The following is a 17,760-nucleotide window of genomic DNA, read 5'->3' as shown; positions in this document are numbered from 1 at the left end:
TATGTATATATGTTAATATATTAGGTTGACATAATATGTCCTAACAGAAGCTCCCTCTTAAAACACCTTGGGAACTAAGGGGTTCAACCTGTCACTATTTACTGTTTATGCAGGATTTTATCATTAATAAAAGTTTGCGCACACTCAAGCGCACCTGGTGGCTGTATAAAAAAGTGGGATTTTATGCAACTTCTTATTCAAGAAAATGGCCCTTAACATAAAGAAAGATCACAATTCTTGCTGCAGAAGTCGAGTAGAAGGGAGCCTTTCTACCTTACGGTAAATTGCACTCCGTCCCCTCACAGAACCGTGCTTGCACTATTAATGCACACGGCTCCTCCTAGTCATCATTCACAGAATGTAGCTAATCTCTTTTCTTAAATCATATATATTCACTTTAATTCTTGGTGAAGGTAGTGGATATTTATCAAGAAATAGTCTGAATTTATCCCATGTAAAGGATTTCCTTTGACTTCTTCTATTGAGCCATTTAAACAGTAAGGTCTCGATTTTGTCTTTGAAGTTGGTAACATTTTGGGTATTATCAGTGATGCAATAATAGTTGTAATAACCTATAAGCGAGCGTCTAAATCTGTCCATGATCATTTGAATATCTTTATTTCTATTCTTCTTCAGCCATTCTTTAGACTCTTTTAATTTACCTTGGACTTTCTTTCTACTCGATTTCCGTTTCACCCGAAATTTCCCTTGTTTACTTTTCCCACAATAGTGTGTAAAGCCTAGGAAATCAAAGGTTGCTGGTTTACTATTTCCCTTTGCTTTTCATATTTTTCGGCACATCGCCCGAAGGGAATAATTTTGGTTTTATCCTCGGCAATTTCCAAGTTAAATTTCTTTAATCTAAATTTTAATGATTGGAAGAATTCCTGAGCTTCGCTCTGATATTGAAAACACCACACAAAATCATCTGCATACCTTACTATATATGCCTGTCCCTTGCATTGTTTCTTGACCTTTTTCTCAAACCATAAGTCGAGGGCATAATGGAGATACACATTGGCTAATACCGGAGATATTACTCCACCTTGCGGTGTGCCATTGTCTGTTTTGTATTTCTTACTTTCCTCCATGTATCCACCTTTAAGAAACCTACCAATTATTCTTAGTAGGTTAGGGTCAGCGATTCGAAGTTTTAAGAACTCCATCATCCATTTGTGCTCAACGTTGTCAAAGAATCCTTTAATATCGACATCTACTACATAATTTACTGATCTCTTTTCAATATAGAAGTTCAGTATTTTCAAAGCATCATGGCAGAACAAGAGGACAACAGTAAAGTTAACTCTTTTTACCATAAGGAATAATAACTTCGTTAAGTAATCAGTATCATTTCGCTAGTGTAATGAAATTACTTTATTAATTTTCAACGGAAACCCTCTTCATTAATCGCTTTAATTTATTTTCTGTATCTGTTTCCTCTACTGGTGTATAGATACTGCACCGCAAATCCATATCACCTTGAACTTGAAGAGAAGTTAAATTAAACAACATTTTGCCTGCTTTAGCATGTCTAAATTCAATTACCATTTCTGGAGCCTTACTCACTTGACTTTCTTGCCATAAATCCTGGAATTCTGAATGTGAATGACTCATTTCTTTAATAAATTGGTTGTACCATTCATCGCCTAAATAGTGTCCATAATAGGTACGGAAAATAGCAAGAAAACCTTTCGCAAAATGTTCCCAATTGACGGCCAATGCTTTTAATTCTTTTCTAGTGAACACTAAACGAATCAAATTTCTTTGATCATTCGGTATTCGTTCAAAATCTAAAAAAACATGAGCAGCTGCAGGATTCCAGCCCACAATATGGCAATGTCGATCCGTAATGATAGTCGGACAATATATTAATTCAGCTAGTATTCGCTTTAAAGAAGGGCTAAGCTCTGATTGATCCTTTTCTTGATGGGTAATTTCTGATTTTGCCTCTAATGCTAGGTCATATATGTAGTCTCTTTCATCATTATTTAATTGTAGAGCTGCAGAAATACAATCAAGTACGATTGAAGAAACTTTTATATCTCTTCCTTGCTCTAGCCATGTATACCAAGTGGTACTAACACCTGCTAATTGTGCAACCTCTTCTCTTCGTAACCCAGGTGTCCTTCTCCGGGTTCCGGCAGGCAAACCAATAGACTCTGGCTTAATTTGGGCACGCTTAGCTTTTAAGAATGTCGACAAAGCTTCAAGCCTAGTTTGATCATTCATTTTTAAAACTCCTCATCTTATCAATTTAACCTAGTAGTAATTATACCAGGATAAACTATCCCTTGTAATAGGATAAAAGAGATGTAAAATACAAGTAAATTATTGATTTGGAGGGATGAAAAGTGGAAAGAGTTGTGATTACCGGTATGGGAGTAGTGTCTCCTATAGGAAACAACATCAAAACATTTTGGAACAATCTGATTAACGGGGAATCTGGTATATCCACTATTGATACATTTGATGTTACTAATCATAAAACAAAAATTGCAGGTATCGTCCAAGATTTTGATGCAGATGAAGTTTTAGGAAAGAACGAAGCAAGACGTTTAGATCGCTTTTCTCAATTTGCTTTGGCTGCAGCTGAACAAGCTTGGGCAGATTCTGAGTTAGACCTCGATCGTATAGATGTAGAAAGGTTTGGCGTATACGTAGGTTCAGGTATAGGTGGAATTGAAACCTTCATTGAAAATATTGATGCGCTTAGGCAGAAGGGGCCAAGAAGAGTCAGCCCGACCCTAGTACCTGCCATGATTTCTAATGCTGCAGCAGCACAAATTAGTATCAAGTGGAACGCGATGGGGCCTTCTATGTCGCCTGTTTCTGCTTGTGCAATTGGAAATACAGCTATTGGAGAAGCCTTTAGATTAATTCGTTATGGAGAAGTTGACGTTGTGTTTGCGGGTGGAACGGAGGCAGCTATAACAGATTTATCAATAGCAAGCTTTGGTAATGCTACAGCACTATCAACAAGAAACGATGAGCCTACTAAAGCTAGTCGTCCATTTGATGAAAATCGAGACGGATTTGTCATGTCAGAAGGAGCTGGAATTCTAATCTTAGAATCTTTATCTCATGCTTTACGTAGAGACGCAAAGATTTATGCAGAAGTTATTGGATATGGTGCAAGTTCAGACGCACACCATATCGTAGCTACACATCCGGAAGGTAAAGGTGCCTATCTTGCAATGAGATCAGCTTTAAAAAATGCCAATTTATCGCCTGAAGAAATTGATGTTATTAGTGCCCATGCAACAAGTACAAAAGTGGGGGACATCTCTGAAACGATGGCTATTAAGCAGCTGTTTGGAAAACAAGCTTATCAGATTCCAGTAACAGCTAATAAATCTATGCTTGGTCATATGTTAGGGGCAGCTGGTGGAGTTGAAGCAATTGCTTTAGCAATGAGCATAAAGGAAGGGATAGTTCCTCCAACAATTAACTTAGAAAATCCTGATCCATTATGTGATCTAGATTATGTACCATCTGTTGCTCGCCAAGTGAAAATAAATACGGGTCTATCTAACTCATTTGGTTTCGGAGGTCATAATGCAGCTATTGTTTTAAAGAAATACGAGTGAATAAACTTTCTCTCGTCAATCTGACCGTTTCCTCTAGAAACGGTTAGATTTATTCCATTAAATGGCCCTTATGTAGAAGAACTTCAGAATCCGCTTGCTCCATTAAACTGCCCTTTACTAATAAGAAGAGGCGACACTTTGTTAAGCAATCGTCCCCGATTGTTGAATATCATATTCAAGTCAATGTTATATGTGGCTTCAAAGTCCTTAGAAATGGTTTTTATAACGACCTTCAGAGGCTGCTTGATACAACGGAGAAAAGCCGTTAATATCCCTGGTATTGATGTTAGCTCCCTTAGACAAAAGGTATTGGATAATCTCCATTTGGCATTCTTGTGTTGCCCAATGGAGTGGGGTCCATCCATCCTCGTCTTTGTTATCTGCACTTGAATTACTTCGAACTAACAATTTCACTTTTCCAAAATGACCTTCATAAATGGCTTTGACTAATTCTTCTCTGTTCCTCTTATTAAGCTTTTTCCTAATTCTTTTTTTCATTGGTTTACCCCTTAAACAAAATAAAAAGTTAATATGATTATTAATGAAGTGAGCTACCACATTATGCAGCAAACGCCCCCGATTGTTGAATAAGAGTTGATTTTAATATAAAAAAACAAGGTTTTCCCTAAGGAAATCCCTTGTTTTTTTAACTTTACGATGAAAATTAGTCATGAATTTTATGAGTACCAATCCCTTTCACCATTGCAGGATCTCTATGTGAAAAGAATAAGCTCTCTTTCGTATCTAACGTTGCGATTCTTTCCATATCCTCTGGACTTAATTCGAAGTCGAAAATATTGATATTTTCTTCGATTCTTTCCTTACGAACAGACTTCGGAATCGCCACGACACCTCTTTGTGTCAACCATCGTAAGACAACCTGCGCAACAGATTTATTATACTTTTCTGCTATTGATACTAATAATTCGTTCTGGAACATGTTATTTTTCCCTTCAGCAAACGGTCCCCATGACTCTATCTGAACATTGTTCTCTATCATAATGTTTTGACTTTCGATTTGCTGGTTAAAGACATGAGTTTCAACTTGATTTACGGCAGGAGCTACCTCATTATGAATAATTAAATCAACTAAACGATCTGGATGGAAATTACTTACTCCAATTGCCCTAACCTTTCCATCTCGGTACAATTCTTCCATTGCATGCCATGAACCATATACATCACCAAATGGCTGATGAATCAAGTATAAATCTAAATAATCTAATTGAAGTCTTTCGAGTGATTTTGTGAATGCTTTCTTTGTGCTTTCATAACCAGCATCCTGAACCCAAAGTTTTGTAGTAATAAATAATTCTTCTCTTGGAACACCACTTCTCTTGATTGCTCTACCGACAGCTTCTTCGTTTAGATAGGAAGCAGCTGTATCGATTAGACGATAGCCTGCCATAATTGCATCATATACAGCTTGTTCACATTCGTTTTCATCCTGAATTTGAAAAACCCCAAAGCCAAGAATAGGCATCTCAACACCATTGTTTAATGTTACTTTTTGCATAAATAATTCCTCCTATTTGCTTATTTATCTATTTTGATAGTAAGAGTATTACAGTGGCATAAACTTATTATGCAGCAGACTCAAAAGCCACCGTTATCAAATTAATCTTAAATATTTGCCTAATCCTCTTAATCCCATTTATAAATCCTATGAATATGTAGCAAGATTTAAATAATCACCTAACGGGGGAATGATATTATGTTTAAAGAATTACCTTTAAAGCAAGAAACACTTGCTGACTTAGTTGAAAGGCACACGGGTCAGGATGGATATTATTCTACAACTATTCCATATTTATTTTTGTCTCGTTTCTCCGATGTTACAGGTCCAAATTATGGAGTTCACAACCCTTCCTTGTGTATTACCGTCCAAGGTGATAAAGAGATATTATTGGGACGGGAAAGCTATAAGTACGGACCTTCAGATTACCTTATAGCATCAGTTGATTTGCCTATAACTGGTCAGGTCATCCAAGCCACTCCCGAATCTCCATATTTAGCTTTCAAACTTGAGTTTAACCCAAGTGAAATATTAGATGTTTTAAGGGATTCAGAGTTATTTGTTCAGTCCAAAGGCACCACTAAACGAGCTATGTATGTTAGCCGTATAGATTCGCCTTTGTTGGATGCTGTGATCCGATTAGTACGTTTACTAGACAATCCACAGGATATTCCTGTACTTGCACCTTTGTTCAAGAAGGAAATTCTATATAGGGTACTGAACGGAGAACAAGGGGCTACATTGCAACAAATCGCAGTACAGGGGAGTAGTACCTTACGTATCAAAGATGTTATCGAACATATTATGAACAACTTTGAAAGAACAATCAGGGTTGAAGAACTTGCGGAAATAGCAAGTATGAGTGTAGCAACGCTACACAAGCATTTTAAAGAGGTTACTGCTATGAGTCCGATTCAATACCAAAAACATCTGAGACTTCAAGAAGCACGCCGTTTGTTATTATCTGAGTCTTCAGATGCATCCGATGTAGCATTTAGGGTTGGTTATGAAAGTCCTTCTCAATTCAGTCGTGAATATTCTCGGATGTTTGGGTTACCACCAAGAGAAGATATAAAGCGTTTTAGAATGATACATGAAAAAACAATAAATGCATGAATCTCCTTCTTTGGAATTCATGCATTTATTGTTTTAAAAGATTCTATTTAAACAAGTCGAGTAGAAGAGAACCTCTCTACCTTGCGGTAGATTGTGTTTCTCCCCCCTCACAGAACCGTGCTTGCGCTATTAACGCACACGGCTCCTCCTAGTCATCATTTACAGAATGTAGCTAATCTCTTTTCTTAAATCGTATATATTCACTTTAATTCTTGGTGATGGTAGTGGATATTTATCAAGAAAGAGTCTGTACTTACCCCAAGTAAAGGATTTTCTTTGACTTCTTCTATTGAGCCACTTAAACAATAAGTATTGGATTTTGTCTTTGAAGTTGTTAACATTTTGGGTATTATCTGTGATGCAGTAATAGTTGTAATAACCTGTTAGTGAGCGTTTGAATCTATCCATAATCATATGAATATCTTTATTTCTATTATTCTTTAACCATTCTTTAGATTCCTTGAGTTTGTAAAGCCTAAGAAATCAAAGGTTGCTGGTTTACCCTCTCCCTTTTGATTTGCATTTTTCTCCGCAAACCTCCCGAAGGGAATAATTTTGGTTTTATCCTCAGCTATTTCTAGGTTAAACTTCTTTAATCTCATCTTTAAAGAATGGAAGAATTCCTGACCTTCACTCTTATATTGAAAACAACAAACAAAATCATCTGCATATCTCACTATATATGCTTGTCCTTTGCACTGTTTTCTAACCCTTTTCTCAAACCAAAGGTCGAGGACATAATGGAGGTATACATTTATACTTTTTGGGCTTCTTAAGAAGCCTGGAAGTTGCATAAAAAAGTGGAGTTTTGTTCAACCTCTTACTCAATTAAATGGCCCTTTAATGGAATAACATGGCTGGGTTTTCAAACTTTATTGTAAATGTAGCAACTTAATTTGTAATTAAACATCTTTATGGTCATTCAACAATTTTATTGTGAATATTCATTTTGCACCTTTGAACCGAACCCGTTAAGTATTGAGCACACTTGTTTTTTAAAATAAATTAAAAACAAGAGAAATTAGGATTATCTATCAATGACAGTATTTAATGCTGCTAATAATATTCCCGTCTCTGATACCATCATTTTTTATGGAGTAATCCTTATCATGAACTATATTTTTTACCAAAGAAAAACATATAAGAGTTTTTTTATTTGTACCTGATGTCCTCTCATTCTATCTACAGTATGAAACATCTTCTTTGAAAAAGAAATACAAAACACGGCACCGCCAGATCCTAAATATAGATTTCTCACTAAGTTTAGGGGGTGTACAGCAGGAGAAATTTAATTTTGGCAGTGAACAAACAAAGACGGGAATGAAAAGAATCCTTACTGATTCCTTTCACTCCCGCCTTATACGGTTTAAGCTTTTTTTTCACTAATCGATTCGCCTTCAATCAAGGTAACATAAATCCGTTCATTTTCAACAGGAACACCCTTGATCAGCTTCAATAATTGTTCGGAAGCCAGTGCACCCCATTTGCGTTTTGAATAGTCAATCGTAGATAGCCGGGGCTTAGTGTAATGTGAAACCTCCAGGTTGTCAAATCCGATGATATGAATATGCTCTCCTGCCCTGTACTCTGTATTAGCCAAGTAATTGTACATGCCGATAGCCATTTCATCATTTAAACAAAAGGCAGCAGCAATTTGATCATATTCATTCATTATTTGCTCTGCGGCCCGCTCACCTGCTTCTTTAGTAAAGTCCCCTGCTATTTCTGTATATTCAATATGCGGATACCTTTTTGCGGCTTGTCTTACTGCGTGTAATCTCTGCATAGAATCAAATGAATCTTCCGGACCTGTCACCACATACAGTTTTGTATGTCCTTTTTCAACAATATGATCAATGGCAAGTGTGGCGCCAGCTTTATTATCCAATAAAACCTGATTAATATTGGGATGTTCAATTTGCCGGTCGAGAATCACAATTTTGTGCCCCCGCTCTGCATAAGTCAAAAGTTCGTCGCTTGAAAAAGTTGAATCGAGAACAATTGCACCATCAATCATGCGCTCAGGCAAATACCGGTGAGAATGCTCTCCGCTGCATACAATCAGTCCGTAGTCGTTCCTGCTGAGAGATTCCAAAATCCCCTGAAGCAATTGGCCATAAAATGCTCCGCTGAAATCAGTCAAATAGACACCAATGACTTTTGTCTCTCTCTTTTTAAGGTTACGGGCCGAAGCATTAGGAATATAATTTAAATCTTTGGCAATAGCTAAAATTTTGGCAGAGGTTTCTTCTGTTACTTTCGGGCTGCCGTTTAGTGCGTATGAAACCGTCGAAATGGAAACTCCTGCTTTTTTAGCAATATCTTTAATACTGACCAAGAAACTCTCTCCTATCTCTTCCCTTATCATTACAGCTATTATACAAGTTGGCGGGCAATTATACCGTATCTGTGCTTTACATGAAGATTTCAATCTCAGCTGTATGGTGTTCAAGCCCTTTTTCCAGTTCATCTCTTGAAATGCGTAAACCGCCCGCGCGGTATTGATTCTTTAGGACTTCCCCTTCAATCTCATACCCATTAATTAGAACATGGCTTAGTTTTTTACCTTTTATGTGATAATTAAACGTTATTTGCCGTCCCATATACTCAAATTGGAATTTAAGGCCATCTAATCTTTGAGGAATCACGGGATCGATGATTAAGTCACCTTGAAATTGCCGGATTCCGAGGCAATTGGAAATTAATTGATTCATATAAATGCCAGGCCCGCTTGAATAAATTCTCCATCCGCCTTTCACAGGAGCTGTGCCATCGCGCAATTCGTTAAACCTTTCTTGTGCTTCATAGCGAGTATTGAATTTCCCGTCCGAGCTGCTGAAGTACGCATTGCTTTGGCGGCGTTCCGCGTTTGGGACTGATTGAATAATGCCAACCGGATTAATAAGCGAAAGTCCGTCCCAAACCTCATCTACTTTTCCGAGCTTAGCCATCGCTTCAACATAACGGATATGAGCATGAACATATTGAAGTCCTACCTCACGTCCGAAATTTGCTGCTTGTTCTGCCCGTTTGAAGTGAGTGCTTACCCCTCCTGCATACTTTGCTGGACGGTTCATTAATCGGACACCGTCCGGGCAGTAAAGTTCACGTTTAATCAGCTTGTAATGTGCTTCCGCCTGTTCTGGCGTCAGCAATTCACTGATCATGCTCCGCGTCATTGGGAGAAGCCGATAGCTGATGCCTGTTTTCGTATCATCAGGATGCAGCATAAGCTCTTCCTCACCCATTTTTTCCATATAAATAAACCCAGGAATCACATCAGTCTGAAGCATATATTTATTGAAATCAGCTTTAATTCCTGCAGCAAGATTCCCAAGGCTTTCTGCCTCTTTCTCATCCACTTCCCTCAGACATTGTGAAAACTGGCTGATCACCTGATATGTCAATGCCACTGTCCAACTGCTGACCATGTATTTTTTCAGACTGGCATTTGCCGGCTGAAGAGTATCATCCCAATCTCCGTCCCCGTAAGAAGATAAACAGGTGTCATGTAAAAAGTGCTCTTTAATATAGTCAATTTCCTTGTTTGCATGCTCTAAAATTGTTTTTTCTCCATCTGTAAATTGAAAAGATCCGCGGATGGTATAAGGCACTTTTTCAGTTAAAATACTGTAGTCCTTCGTAACAGCAAGGTAATCACCCAATACTTTAAGAGGCCAGACGATAATGTCACCGTGACTTTCTCCATGCTGAATCTTAAAATAGTTGTCAAACATAAACCATTGCGGCCAATTTCCATCATCTTCATATTGATGAGAGTACACGATTTTGATCATTTCGCGAACGGAATCATAGTTTTGGGTTGCCATGAAATATTCAGCTGGCCCCTGGCATACATCCCGTGTGCCCCATGCGGCTCCTCCGTACTGTTCAAGGCCGTGAGGAACAGAATAATGGACAAGCATGTTATGTGTGTACCACCAGGCAAGGTCATTTACCTTTTCAACTTCTTCAGATTCACCGCCTGGCATTGATAAATGGAATCCATTCATTACCCCTTTATAAAACGCACGATAGCGCTCGATTTCCTGTTCTGCGTCAAGAAGTGATGAAGACCTTTCTTCCCCGTTCAAATGCCCCGTGATTCGAATGGTCCATTCATTTGATTCGGATAGCTCCATTACAACTAAGGAAGCAGAAAGGGGCTCCGCATTTTGAGCAAGTGTGCTTTCATCTTTGATCACAGCATTTGCACCATCTAGATGAAGACGATATTTTAATTCCGGATAAACACCAGCACTATCTGAAGCAGCATCTGCATAAAAAGTGAGAGTTTGTCCATCTTTCACCATTTTGAACGAGGTCTCATATTCATTATTGTTCATTGAAACTTGGTTCGTAACAAGATAGCGATAGGCGCTGCCATTTAAAGAACGTACATGCAAATGAACTTCAGGTGAATCAACTGTCGTGAAATTTGTAATAATCAGCATATCTTTTTCAAGCTTATAGTACCAGCGGGCATAATTGAATCCCATTTCAAACAGCGAAGGCATAGTTAAAAGCTGATAAACGCCTTCGATTTCCGCGTATATGCGCTGTCCGGATGTTTTCATCACATTCAGCGCATTACGAGTATTTGTTAACATTTTATTGTAGGATGTATTGCCGATTACAAGCTGCGAGTTATATACCCCATACATAAAGGAAGAGGTAGTCAGGATGTGTTCAGACACTTTATCATTGTTCCCGGTCATCAGAATATGGCCATGCGGACGTTCGACAAGCATTTCCTTTTCCTTTAAAACGATATGCTCATGTGTATCTGTAAAGAAGGAAAGCAGGGTGTCTCCTTCCCATTCTTCCTGATGTCTGTTTGGAAAGTATTGATTAATTTCTTCTAAAGACATAGATAATGTTTTTAACGGAGTTCCTATGTCAGAAGATATTGAAACCTTTTCAATAGATTGAGATTGTTTCCTGCTTTCTGTCCTGTATTCGTTCCAAGCATCCTCTGCCTCATTTGAATATTCCAGTACGGCAACGGCTTCCGGATGATTTTCTTTAAACAGCCCATAAAAAACAACCTGGGCTTTGCCTTCTAATGTTACTCTTTCAGATTGAAGGGCTGTATAAGCAAATTCATATTGGTACACTTCATTTGCCAGATTTTTTTTCAGTAAAGCTTCAGGAATGTTTTTTTCTTTATAAGATAATCCATAAAACTGAAATCCGTCCGTTGAGTAACCAGCAGCTTTTGTCAGAGCACCCTGTTGAATATAAGGAAATCCAGAACTCTGAGGCTGATTTTGGCGGGAGCAGACCACATATCCGAGACGATCATGTTCAAATGCACGATGATCAATATATTGGGAAAGGTATGCTTCGTTTGTACGGACAGCCCCTTTGTTTGCAATTCCTATATCTTGTCCATAAACTACGTCTGCACTTACGTCATGCCCATCAAGATCAATATTCCAATACCAAATGCCTCTTTTTGTTAAATGAAACGTCACTTGATAAGAAACTTGTTCTGCTTTTCCTTCCCAAATAACCTCGGAATCTGAAAATGATACTGTGCTGTTGGATTGTACGCCAATCAAAGGGAAAAATTCAATCTCATTCTCTTTATGCAAGCGCAAATACAGATTATTTAATGAACCGTCTATTGGATTTGCAATCCACTGATTAATCATTGTGTCTTTATGGGCGGCTAATCGCAGATCACCGCTGTTTAAAAAGCTGAAGCAAAAATCTCCCGCTTTAATTTCAAATGTTGAATCCGTCATCATTGTCATGTTTTTATCCCTCATATTCTTTCAATAATTCGAATGGCAGAGCCATAACATCCGCACTGTTTGGACCTATATAAATACGAAACTTGCCAGGATCACTTTTATAGGTCAGATCTGAATGATGGTAGCGAAGCTTTGCTTCGGATAATTTGAAGGTCACTTCTTTTGTTTCCCCCGGCTGGAGGTGAATTTTCCGGAAATCTTTTAGTTCTTTTAAAGGACGGATTACTTCGCAAGCAATATCTTGAACGTATAATTGTACGGTTTCTTCCCCTGCTGCTTCTCCTGTATTTGTCACCTTCACTGATACTTGCAAAGTCTCATTTTGTGTAATCTCATCTGCAGATAGGCGGGCACCGCTATAAGCAAAATTTGTATAGCTTAGACCGAATCCAAAAGGAAGCAGCGGTTCATTAGGGATATCCAAATATTTCGAAACATACTCATCCTGTGCATTTTCAGGCGGGCGGCCGGTGTTGAAGCTATTGTAGTAGACAGGCACTTGTCCGACAGAGTATGGAAATGACATTGATAAACGACCTGATGGATGAACGTCTCCATATAATAAATCTGCTATGGCTGCACCGCCCTCTGTCCCAGGATACCACGCTTCCAGGACAGCATCCGATTGATCGATCACACCGTGCAAATCCAAAGGACGGCCATTAAAGAGAACTGTTACAATCGGTTTATGCAGCTGTTTCATTGTCTTGATTAACTCAACCTGTATTTCAGGAAGGCGGATATTAGACCTGCTTTTTGCTTCTCCGCTCATACCAGTATGCTCGCCTAAAGCAAGAACGATCACATCTGCTTTTTGTGCTGCCTTTAGAGCTTCTTCAAGCTGACTTTTATCCCCATCTTCAATCTCACAGCCTATGGCAGTCTGGAGCTTTGAAGAATCTATTTTCATTTGAAACCCATCTATAAGCCTTACAGTTTCATTTTTTGAACCGAGCCATGACCATGGCCCTAAAAGATCTCCGCTTTCCGCAAACGGTCCAATGAGCGCTATATTCTGGCTTGTCTTCAAAGGAAGAACGTTTTTATTCTTTAATAGAACACAAGACTTGGCTGCAAGCTCTCTCGCTGTTTGGCGGTGCTCCCTGCTAAGAACTACTTCTTTTTCAAGCTGCACATCTGCACCCCGATACGGGTTATCAAATAATCCTAATTTTTGCTTCAGCTCCAAAATTCTCATGACTGCTTCATCAACAAGCTTTTCATCGAGCAAATTGGCATCTATTAAACTCTTTAAATGTTTTACGTAACAAGCAGTCATCATTTCAATATCAACTCCTGCCTGGAAAGCTTTAAGGGCTGCTTCTGATTCATCAGCGGCGACGCCATGGGGAATCAGCTCTTTGACTGCTCCCCAATCAGAAATAAGAACACCGTCAAATCCCCATTCATTTCTCAGTACATCCCGCATCAGCTTTTTATTTCCGCTTGCAGGAATGCCATCTACTGTATTAAAAGCCGTCATAACCATCTCACAGCCTGCATCAAGCGCTGCCTTATAAGAGGGAAGATAATATTCACGCAGCGCACGCTCAGACATATCAACGGTATTGTAATCACGTCCGCCTTCTGCGGCTCCATAAGCGGCAAAGTGCTTCACGCACGCCGCTACCCGATTCAGATCGGATGTTAAATCCGTACCCTGAAAACCGAGAACGAATGCTTTTGAAAATAGACTATTAAGATATGGATCTTCCCCCGTTGATTCCATCACTCGACCCCATCTCGGATCACGGACTAAATCAACCATTGGTGCAAATGTCACATGAACACCAGACACAGCTGCTTCTTTAGCAGCAATCTCCGCACTTTTTTCAGCTAATTCAGGATCCCATGAACATCCGACAGCAAGCGGTACAGGAAAAATTGTCTTATAACCGTGTACCACATCCGCCATGAATAATAGCGGTATTCCTAATCGGTTTTCTTTCATATGGGCAGTTTGAATATCCATTGTTTCTTGCGCTCCTGATGCACCTAAAACGGATCCGCTATTTTGAATGATATCCTTTGTGATTCCCATTTCTGCCATAGGGCCTGTTATTTGCCCTTCACTGCTTGCTCCTTTATAAAAAGGAGTTGCGAGCTGAATAAACTGAGCAATCTTTTCATCTAGTGTCATCTTTTGGATCATAGAGTTTAGTTTCTGCTTCACTATTTTTCATCCCCCATATATTAACAGTTTTTTAGGAATATGCAATAAAAACGTTTCGATTTACTATTTAATTGGATTATAAACGCTTTCATTTTATCAGTCAAACTATATCGAAACGTTTTTAAAGGTGTTAATTATCCATATTTCTAATTTATCCGTATATATATGATCGGAATGTGTTGTAAAAATTAATATAATCTGAAATTTTTATGTTGAAAACGATTACACTCTCAATTATAATAGCCCTATCGAAACGTTTCTACACCTTTTAGTTTATTTCTTACTTTGCAAAAGGATGGATTAACGTTGCTGTAATCAGTCAATCTATATTTTTTCTTCTTAATAGAAACGTTTCACTAAAGGGGGATGGGTTAAATCTTTCAATCTTACACATTTCATACTTTTAATGCTTGGAGTTTAAACCATTGATTCAGGTCAATGACTTACATGAACTGGGGGAAATAAAATGAAGAAGAATTCTGCTAAATTTAAAAGCAAAAAATGGATCAGTGCAGCAGTATTAGGCACATTGCTGGTTTCCGGTACGCTTGCAGGCTGTTCAAGTAATTCTGCATCATCAGATAAAACCACGATCACAGTATGGGGCATGGGCGAGGAAGCGAAGTCCCTTCCAAAAATTGCTGATGAATTTGAAAAGGAAAACCCGAAAATTGACGTAAAAGTTCAGGCAATTCCATGGGATACAGCGCATGATAAATTATTAACCGCTGTTGCTTCAAAAAAAGGCCCTGATGTACTGCAGATGGGGACGACTTGGATTCCTGAATTTGCTTCTGCAAATGCATTAATGGACTTAACACCCCATATCAAAGATTATCCAGAACTTGATCCTGCCAAGTATTATGAAGGATCCGTAGAAACAACGAAATTTGAAGATAAAACGGTTGGAGTTCCTTGGTACATTGATACGCGAGTTCTCTATTATCGTACAGATTTACTAAAAGAAGCAGGCTATAACGAAGCACCAAAGACATGGAATGAACTTCAGGATGCAGCAAAAAAATTATCTGAACGCGGCAAAGGCAAGTATGGCATAAGCCTTGATATAAAAGAACAAAGCCTGGCATTCATGTTCGCAAGACAAAATGGTTCAACCCTGCTTGATGAACAAAATAAGCCGCTGTTTAACGAACCTGAATTTACTGAAGCTGTTGAGTACTTAAACGGATTTTTCAAGAATGGTTCAGCGCCTAAAGATGAACTGGGAATTGATATCATCCAAGGCTTCCGTGATGACGGTATTCTTCCAATGTTCATCAGCGGCCCATGGATGATTAAACTGATTAATGACCAGGCACCAGAACTTGAAGGAAAATGGGCTACTGCTGTTCTTCCTGCAAAAGAAAATAATATCTCGGCACTTGGCGGATCAAATCTATCGATCTTTGAACATACAAAAAATAAAGATGCATCTCTGAAATTCTTAGCGTACATGAGTAAACCTGAAACACAGCTTAAGTGGATGGAAATGACAAATTCACTGCCATCAACAAAAGCAGCTTGGGAAGATGAATCCTTAAAAGAAAACCCTCTTTACAAAACGTTTGGAGAGCAAATGAAGCATTCACAATCAATGCCTGTTATGAAGGAATGGGAAAAAATCGCACAAACTTACTTAAGCACTTTTGAAAAGATTTACCGCGGCGGTGCAGATGTTGAAAAAGAATTAGATCAATTCAACAAGAAGTCCGAAGAAATTTTAAACAAATAAGGTGACAGCATTGTGCTGACAGGCAGAATCCTCTGTCTGTCAGACATCATCAATTATTTCGGCTAACGTGAAAGAAGGGATTCCCTTGAAAACCATCATTAACAACAAAACACCATATTTCTTCATAGCGCCTGCGATTATCTTGTTGTTCTTGTTTTCATTGCTGCCAATCTTCGTGGCGCTGATCATCAGTTTCACTGATATTGATTTAGCAGGCTTAGCAGATTGGTCAACTATTAACTTTATTGGGCTGCGAAATTATACAGATGTTTTAAGCGATGAGATTTTCATTAAATCTATCCTTAACACCCTTTTTTATGTAATCTTTGGGGTTCCGCTTGTGATTATCTGTTCCCTTGGAATCGCTTTGCTTATTAACTATGGAAAAGCACGTATTTTTAAAGCCTTCAGAGCTGTATTCTACATGCCCTCGATCACTAATGTTGTGGCAGTCGCCGTTGTATGGAGTTATTTATATAACCCTCAATTTGGTTTGTTTAACTACATATTGGAGCTTCTCCACATTCCTCCTGTCCCCTGGCTGCAGCACCCTGTTATGGCAAAAGTATCATTAATTGCATTAGCATTATGGCGGGCTATTGGGATCAATATGATTATTTTTTTAGCAGCGCTTCAAGGTATCCCCAAAACGTATTATGAGGCGGCTCAGCTTGACGGTGCAAGTGATTGGAAACAGTTAACAAAAATAACCATCCCTTTGCTGCGCTATGCGATTTTCTTTGTCTCGATTACTACGATGATTGGCTGGCTGCAGTTTTTTGAGGAACCATTTATTATGACGAAGGGCGGACCGCTTGACAGCACAACCTCCGTCGCCTTATTTATTTACCGTAATGGATTTCAGCTCAGCAACTTTGGCTATGCAGCTGCTGGCTCGTTTATCTTGTTTATCGCCATCATCATTGTGACAATGATTCAATTCAGATTACAGAAGAAAGATGTTGATTATTGAGGATGAAGAGGTGAAAACGATGAAAACAAAGACAATGAAACAGCCTGTGTATTTAACTTCAAAAGAGCGTTATAAACAGTGGACACTTGGCATCATTTTAACAATTGGAGGCTTTCTTATCTCCATTCCATTCATATGGATGATACTCTCTGCTTTTAAAACTGAGAGTGAAGTTATGCAGATACCGCCAACATTATGGCCAAGTGAATTTACTCTTGAAAATTTTGTTAATCTGTTCGCAAACATGAATTTTACCGTTTACTTAAAAAACACCATTATCGTAGTGCTTTTTTCTTTTGCTGGATTGTTTCTAAATGCGATGGCGGGTTATGCATTTGCAAAATTTAATTTTAAAGGAAGAGAAAAGATTTTTTATATGGTGCTTGCTACTATGATGATTCCTGGACAAGTCACTATGATTCCTGTTTATTTAATTTTAAATCAATTGCAGCTGACAAATACAATGGCTGGAATTGTCCTGCCTGGTCTTGTTGGAGCCTTCAGTATTTTTCTGTTCAGGCAATTTATGTCCACAATACCAGATGAATTACTTGAGGCGGCAAGACTGGATGGGGCAAGCGAATTTCGCGTCTTCGTACAAGTCGTTCTGCCGATATCTAAGCCGATTCTTGCTGTTCAGGGAATCCTGACATTTATTGCAGGGTGGAACAGCTTCCTCTGGCCATTGATTATCGCAAATGACGAAGCACTGTATACCCTCTCAGTTGGTTTGTCTTTATTAAAAGGCCAGTATGGCGGAAACTTTGCCCTTCAGATGGCTGGATCAACCTTTATGGTTGTTCCAATCATAATCATTTTCATCTTATTTCAGAAGCACATTATTGAAGGATATACGATATCGGGAATGAAATAACTAAAAAAGTGAAACCGGCTTTAATTGAAA

Annotated in this window: 15 protein-coding genes; 5 read left to right on the top strand and 10 right to left on the bottom strand. The window is 38.6% G+C overall.

The window, feature by feature from the left end; translation table 11 throughout:
- Positions 1-351: 351 nt before the first annotated feature.
- From QLQ22_RS05575 to QLQ22_RS05565, 3 genes are all read right to left on the bottom strand, one after another.
- The gene (locus QLQ22_RS05575; protein WP_284016751.1) at positions 352-600 is read right to left on the bottom strand and encodes a group II intron maturase-specific domain-containing protein; all 249 of its coding nucleotides are present in this window, start codon (positions 598-600) and stop codon (positions 352-354) included.
- 140 nt (positions 601-740) lie between these two features.
- The gene (locus tag QLQ22_RS05570) at positions 741-1,316 is read right to left on the bottom strand and encodes a reverse transcriptase domain-containing protein (RefSeq protein ID WP_284016184.1); all 576 of its coding nucleotides are present in this window, start codon (positions 1,314-1,316) and stop codon (positions 741-743) included.
- A 61-nt stretch (positions 1,317-1,377) separates the two neighbouring features.
- A complete protein-coding gene (locus QLQ22_RS05565; protein ID WP_223440279.1) occupies positions 1,378-2,229 on the bottom strand; it encodes a helix-turn-helix transcriptional regulator in 852 nt (283 codons plus the stop codon).
- A 122-nt stretch (positions 2,230-2,351) separates the two neighbouring features.
- Here QLQ22_RS05565 and fabF point away from each other — a divergent pair, with 122 nt between their 5' ends.
- The gene (gene fabF, locus QLQ22_RS05560) at positions 2,352-3,587 is read left to right on the top strand and encodes a beta-ketoacyl-ACP synthase II (RefSeq protein ID WP_223440277.1); all 1,236 of its coding nucleotides are present in this window, start codon (positions 2,352-2,354) and stop codon (positions 3,585-3,587) included.
- 207 nt (positions 3,588-3,794) lie between these two features.
- Here fabF and QLQ22_RS05555 read toward each other — a convergent pair whose 3' ends face one another.
- Positions 3,795-4,145 carry an ankyrin repeat domain-containing protein gene (locus tag QLQ22_RS05555; RefSeq protein WP_284016750.1) on the bottom strand — a complete coding sequence of 117 codons (351 nt, stop codon included), beginning with the start codon at positions 4,143-4,145 and terminating at the stop codon, positions 3,795-3,797.
- A gap of 106 nt (positions 4,146-4,251) precedes the next feature.
- Positions 4,252-5,103 (bottom strand): aldo/keto reductase, encoded by an 852-nt coding sequence (locus tag QLQ22_RS05550; RefSeq protein ID WP_284016183.1) that lies wholly within the window; start codon positions 5,101-5,103, stop codon positions 4,252-4,254.
- A 198-nt stretch (positions 5,104-5,301) separates the two neighbouring features.
- Between QLQ22_RS05550 and QLQ22_RS05545 the strand changes: the two genes are divergently transcribed.
- Complete coding sequence (locus tag QLQ22_RS05545) at positions 5,302-6,219, top strand: AraC family transcriptional regulator (RefSeq protein ID WP_252208190.1); 918 nt, start codon at positions 5,302-5,304, stop codon at positions 6,217-6,219.
- Between the two features lie 159 nt (positions 6,220-6,378).
- Here the strand turns inward: QLQ22_RS05545 and QLQ22_RS05540 are convergent, their stop codons facing one another.
- From QLQ22_RS05540 to QLQ22_RS05520, 5 genes are all read right to left on the bottom strand, one after another.
- Positions 6,379-6,627 carry a group II intron maturase-specific domain-containing protein gene (locus QLQ22_RS05540; RefSeq protein WP_240549815.1) on the bottom strand — a complete coding sequence of 83 codons (249 nt, stop codon included), beginning with the start codon at positions 6,625-6,627 and terminating at the stop codon, positions 6,379-6,381.
- Between the two features lie 32 nt (positions 6,628-6,659).
- Positions 6,660-7,013, bottom strand: a complete 354-nt coding sequence (locus QLQ22_RS05535) for a reverse transcriptase domain-containing protein (RefSeq protein WP_284016182.1) — start codon at positions 7,011-7,013, stop codon at positions 6,660-6,662.
- A 572-nt stretch (positions 7,014-7,585) separates the two neighbouring features.
- On the bottom strand, positions 7,586-8,557 hold the full coding sequence (locus QLQ22_RS05530) for a LacI family DNA-binding transcriptional regulator (RefSeq protein WP_284016181.1): 972 nt from the start codon (positions 8,555-8,557) through the stop codon (positions 7,586-7,588).
- A gap of 76 nt (positions 8,558-8,633) precedes the next feature.
- Positions 8,634-11,978 (bottom strand): GH36-type glycosyl hydrolase domain-containing protein, encoded by a 3,345-nt coding sequence (locus QLQ22_RS05525; RefSeq protein WP_284016180.1) that lies wholly within the window; start codon positions 11,976-11,978, stop codon positions 8,634-8,636.
- 4 nt (positions 11,979-11,982) lie between these two features.
- Positions 11,983-14,151, bottom strand: coding sequence for a glycoside hydrolase family 3 N-terminal domain-containing protein (locus tag QLQ22_RS05520; protein WP_284016179.1), 2,169 nt, complete (start codon positions 14,149-14,151; stop codon positions 11,983-11,985).
- 466 nt (positions 14,152-14,617) lie between these two features.
- Between QLQ22_RS05520 and QLQ22_RS05515 the strand changes: the two genes are divergently transcribed.
- The 3 genes from QLQ22_RS05515 to QLQ22_RS05505 all read left to right on the top strand — a co-directional run bounded on the left by QLQ22_RS05515 (position 14,618) and on the right by QLQ22_RS05505 (position 17,730).
- Complete coding sequence (locus tag QLQ22_RS05515; RefSeq protein ID WP_223440270.1) at positions 14,618-15,883, top strand: sugar ABC transporter substrate-binding protein; 1,266 nt, start codon at positions 14,618-14,620, stop codon at positions 15,881-15,883.
- Positions 15,884-15,968: 85 nt separating this feature from the next.
- Positions 15,969-16,856, top strand: a complete 888-nt coding sequence (locus tag QLQ22_RS05510) for a carbohydrate ABC transporter permease (protein ID WP_223440268.1) — start codon at positions 15,969-15,971, stop codon at positions 16,854-16,856.
- A gap of 19 nt (positions 16,857-16,875) precedes the next feature.
- Positions 16,876-17,730 (top strand): carbohydrate ABC transporter permease, encoded by an 855-nt coding sequence (locus QLQ22_RS05505; RefSeq protein WP_420828828.1) that lies wholly within the window; start codon positions 16,876-16,878, stop codon positions 17,728-17,730.
- The last annotated feature ends 30 nt before the right edge of the window (positions 17,731-17,760 follow it).

Origin of the sequence: Metabacillus hrfriensis (genome assembly GCF_030127205.1) — a bacterium.
In the GTDB taxonomy this organism is placed as follows: domain Bacteria; phylum Bacillota; class Bacilli; order Bacillales; family Bacillaceae; genus Bacillus_P; species Bacillus_P dongyingensis.
The sequence above is the reverse complement of the archived record's forward strand: the minus strand, read 5'-3'. Positions and strand labels throughout refer to the sequence as shown.